Genomic DNA, 3,727 nt, shown 5'->3' with positions numbered 1-3,727 from the left:
GACCCTCATGCCGCCCGGTTGAGGCGCCGGCGGCCACAAACCCACCCAAAGGCGCACAGCCGGGGTCGGACCCCGCGGGGTCCGACCCCAGATTTACGCCAGTGGGGTTTTCTGCTTGGGCCGCTTCGCCCGGCCCAGCCCCTCGCCGAGCCGCGCCAGTGCTGCGTTGCAACAATGTTTCAATCAGGAAAAACAATAAATCCCACAATATGGAATGTCGTATCGTAATTTGAAAAACTGAAAAACTGCTGTTAGAATTGGTACACGTCATAGAAGTATTGGTAAATAATCAGCGTTCCACCGTCCGACAGCGTACCGGATTCGGGCACTCACACAGGAGACTTAATACATGTCAGCTCAACTTGACCAGGTAACGGCGAGCACCGCCACCGACCCTGATTCGCAAGAAACCAAAGAATGGTTGGACGCACTGGAAGCGGTGCTCGAACAGGAAGGTCCGGAACGCGCGCACTACCTGATGGAACGTCTGGTTGACCTGGCCCGCCGCCGTGGCGCCCAAATCCCGTTCTCCAGCAACACCGCCTACGTCAACACCATCCCGACCCACCTGGAAACCCACTGTCCCGGCAACCTGGAGCTGGAGGAGCGCCTGCGCTCCTACATGCGCTGGAACGCCATGGCGATGGTGGTCAAGGCCAACCGCGCCGACGGCGACCTGGGCGGCCACCTGTCGAGCTTCGCCTCGCTGGCCAACATGCTGGGCATCGGCTTCAACCACTTCTGGAAGGCGCCCAGCGAGAACCACGGCGGCGACCTGTTGTACATCCAGGGCCACTCCTCGCCCGGCATCTACGCCCGCGCCTTCCTCGAAGGCCGCCTGAGCGAAGACCAGCTGATCAACTTCCGCCGCGAAGTCGACGGCAAGGGCCTGTCGTCCTACCCGCACCCGAAACTGATGCCGTCGTTCTGGCAGTTCCCCACCGTGTCGATGGGCCTGGGCCCGCTGATGGCGATCTACCAGGCGCGCTTCCTCAAGTACCTGCACGCCCGCTCCATCGCCGACACCGAAAACCGCAAGGTCTGGGCCTTCTGCGGCGACGGCGAGATGGACGAGCCGGAATCGATGGGCGCCATCGGCATGGCCGCGCGCGAGCGTCTGGACAACCTGGTCATCGTCGTCAACTGCAACCTGCAACGCCTGGACGGTCCGGTGCGCGGCAACGGCAAGATCATCCAGGAACTGGAAGCGGACTTCCGCGGCGCCGGCTGGAACGTGGTCAAGGTCATCTGGGGTCCGGGCTGGGACGAGCTGCTGGCCAAGGACAAGGAAGGCATCCTGCAACGCGTGATGATGGAAACCGTCGACGGCGAATACCAGAACTACAAGGCCAAGGACGGCGCCTTCGTGCGCAAGAACTTCTTCGGCAAGCATCCGAAGCTGCTCGAAATGGTCGCCAACATGACCGACGACGACATCTGGCGCCTGACCCGTGGCGGCCACGATCCGCACAAAATCTACGCCGCCTTCAAGATCGCCCAAGAGCACAAGGGTCAACCGACCGTGCTGCTGGTGAAGACCGTCAAGGGCTTCGGCATGGGCAAGTCCGGCGAGGCGCGCAACACCGCCCACCAGACCAAGAAGCTCGACGACGAAGCCATCCGCGAAATGCGCGACCGCTTCGCCCTGCCGATCCCGGACGACAAGCTGGCCGAGATCCCGTTCTTCAAACCGGCCGACGACTCGCCGGAAATGAAGTACCTGCACGAGCGCCGCGCCGCGCTGGGCGGCTACCTGCCGCAGCGTCGCCAACAGGCCGACGAAACCCTGGTGGTGCCGCCGCTGACGGCCTTCCAGAACGTGCTCGACGCGACCCCGGAGGGCCGCGAAATCTCCACCACCCAGTCCTTCGTCCGCATCATCTCGACGCTGCTGCGCGACCCTAGCCTGGGCCAGCGCATCGTGCCGATCCTGGTCGACGAATCGCGCACCTTCGGTATGGAAGGCCTGTTCCGTCAGATCGGCATCTTCAACCAGCAAGGTCAGTTGTACGAGCCGGTCGACAAGGACCAGGTGATGTACTACCGCGAAGACAAGGCCGGCCAGATCCTGCAAGAGGGTATCAACGAAGCCGGCGGCATGAGCTCGTGGATCGCCGCCGCGACCTCGTACTCGACCAACAACCGCGTGATGATCCCGTTCTATACCTTCTACTCGATGTTCGGTATGCAGCGTATCGGCGATCTGGCCTGGGCCGCCGGCGACATGCGCGCCCGTGGCTTCCTGATGGCGGGCACCGCCGGCCGCACCACGCTGAACGGCGAAGGTTTGCAGCACGAAGACGGCCATAGCCACATCGTCGCCGCCACCATCCCGAACTGCGTGCCTTACGATCCGTCGTTCGGCCACGAGCTGGCGGTGATCGTGCAGGACGGCCTGCGCCGCATGGTGACGGAACAGGAAGACGTGTTCTACTACATCACCATCATGAACGAGAACTACGCGCATCCGGGCCTCAAAGCCGGCCAGGAAGAGGGCATTCTCAAGGGCCTGTACCTGCTGCAGGAAGGCGACAAGACGAGCAAGCAGCGCGTTCAGCTGATCGGTTCGGGCACCATCCTGCGCGAGTCCATCTTCGCCGCCGAGCTGCTGAAGAACGACTGGGACATCGCCGCCGATATCTGGTCCGCACCGTCGCTGACCCTGGTGGCGCGCGAAGGCCAGGATGCCGAGCGTTGGAACCTGGTCAATCCGGGCAAGGAACAGCGCGTGCCGTACGCCACCGCCTGCCTGCAGGGCACCGAGGGTCCGATCATCGCCACCACCGACTACATCCGCGCCTTCGCCGAACAGATCCGCGCCTACGTGCCGAAAGACCGCACCTACCGCGTGCTGGGCACCGACGGTTTCGGCCGTTCGGACAGCCGCGCCAAACTGCGCGAATTCTTCGAGGTGAACCGTTACTACATCACCGTCGCCGCGCTGAAATCGCTGGCCGAAGAAGGCAAGATCGCGGTGTCCGTGGTCGAGCAGGCGATCGTCAAGTACGGCCTCGACGCCAACAAGCCAAATCCGGTGACCCAATAAGAATCCCGTGCTACCGCGTCACCGTCATTCCCGCGCAGGCGGGAATCCATACGCCGCGTGACAAGATGCGCGGCATGGATCCCCGCCTGCGCGGGGACGACGGCTGGCAAGGAAGTCATAACCAGAATACGGAGCAAACGCTATGAGCATTGTGGAAGTTAAAGTCCCGGATATCGGCGATTTCAAGGAAGTGGAAGTGATCGAATTGATGATCAAGGTTGGCGACACGATCAAGGTCGACCAATCCCTCATCACGGTCGAGTCGGACAAGGCCAGCATGGAGATTCCATCGACCCACGCCGGCGTGGTCAAGGAAATCAAGATCAAGGTTGGCGACAAGGTCAAGGAAGGCAGCCTGCTGTTGATGGTGGAAGCCGACGGCGCCGCCGCCGCTCCCGCAGCAGCAGCAGCGGCGGCGGCAGCCGCGCCGGTTGCCGCCGCCGTCGCAGCCGCGCCCGCGCCCGCGCCGGTCGCCGCCGTGGCAGCCGCCGCGCCGGCCGCCGCCAGCGGCCCGGTCGAAGTCAAGGTGCCGGACATCGGCGACTTCAAGGAAGTGGAAGTGATCGAACTGATGGTCAAAGTGGGCGACACCGTCAAGGTCGACCAGTCGCTGCTGACCGTCGAGTCGGACAAGGCCAGCATGGAGATCCCGTCCAGCCACGCCGGCGTGGTCAAGGAACT

Annotated in this window: 2 protein-coding genes; both read left to right on the top strand. The window is 63.2% G+C overall.

The window, feature by feature from the left end; all coding sequences use genetic code 11:
• Positions 1-349 precede the first annotated feature (349 nt).
• Complete coding sequence (gene aceE, locus H7U20_RS26125) at positions 350-3,046, top strand: pyruvate dehydrogenase (acetyl-transferring), homodimeric type (RefSeq protein ID WP_199762074.1); 2,697 nt, start codon at positions 350-352, stop codon at positions 3,044-3,046.
• 142 nt (positions 3,047-3,188) lie between these two features.
• A partial coding sequence (locus H7U20_RS30560) for a biotin/lipoyl-containing protein (protein ID WP_304621730.1) occupies positions 3,189-3,727 on the top strand: 539 nt, incomplete at its 3' end.

Source organism: Rugamonas violacea (genome assembly GCF_016461825.1).
Taxonomy (GTDB): Bacteria; Pseudomonadota; Gammaproteobacteria; order Burkholderiales; family Burkholderiaceae_D; genus Rugamonas.
The sequence above is the reverse complement of the archived record's forward strand: the minus strand, read 5'-3'. Positions and strand labels throughout refer to the sequence as shown.

Bases quoted from the DNA above. Each gene is read 5' to 3' on its own strand.
- aceE (WP_199762074.1), top strand. From the start codon at position 350: ATGTCAGCTCAACTTGACCAGGTAACGGCGAGCACCGCCACCGACCCT.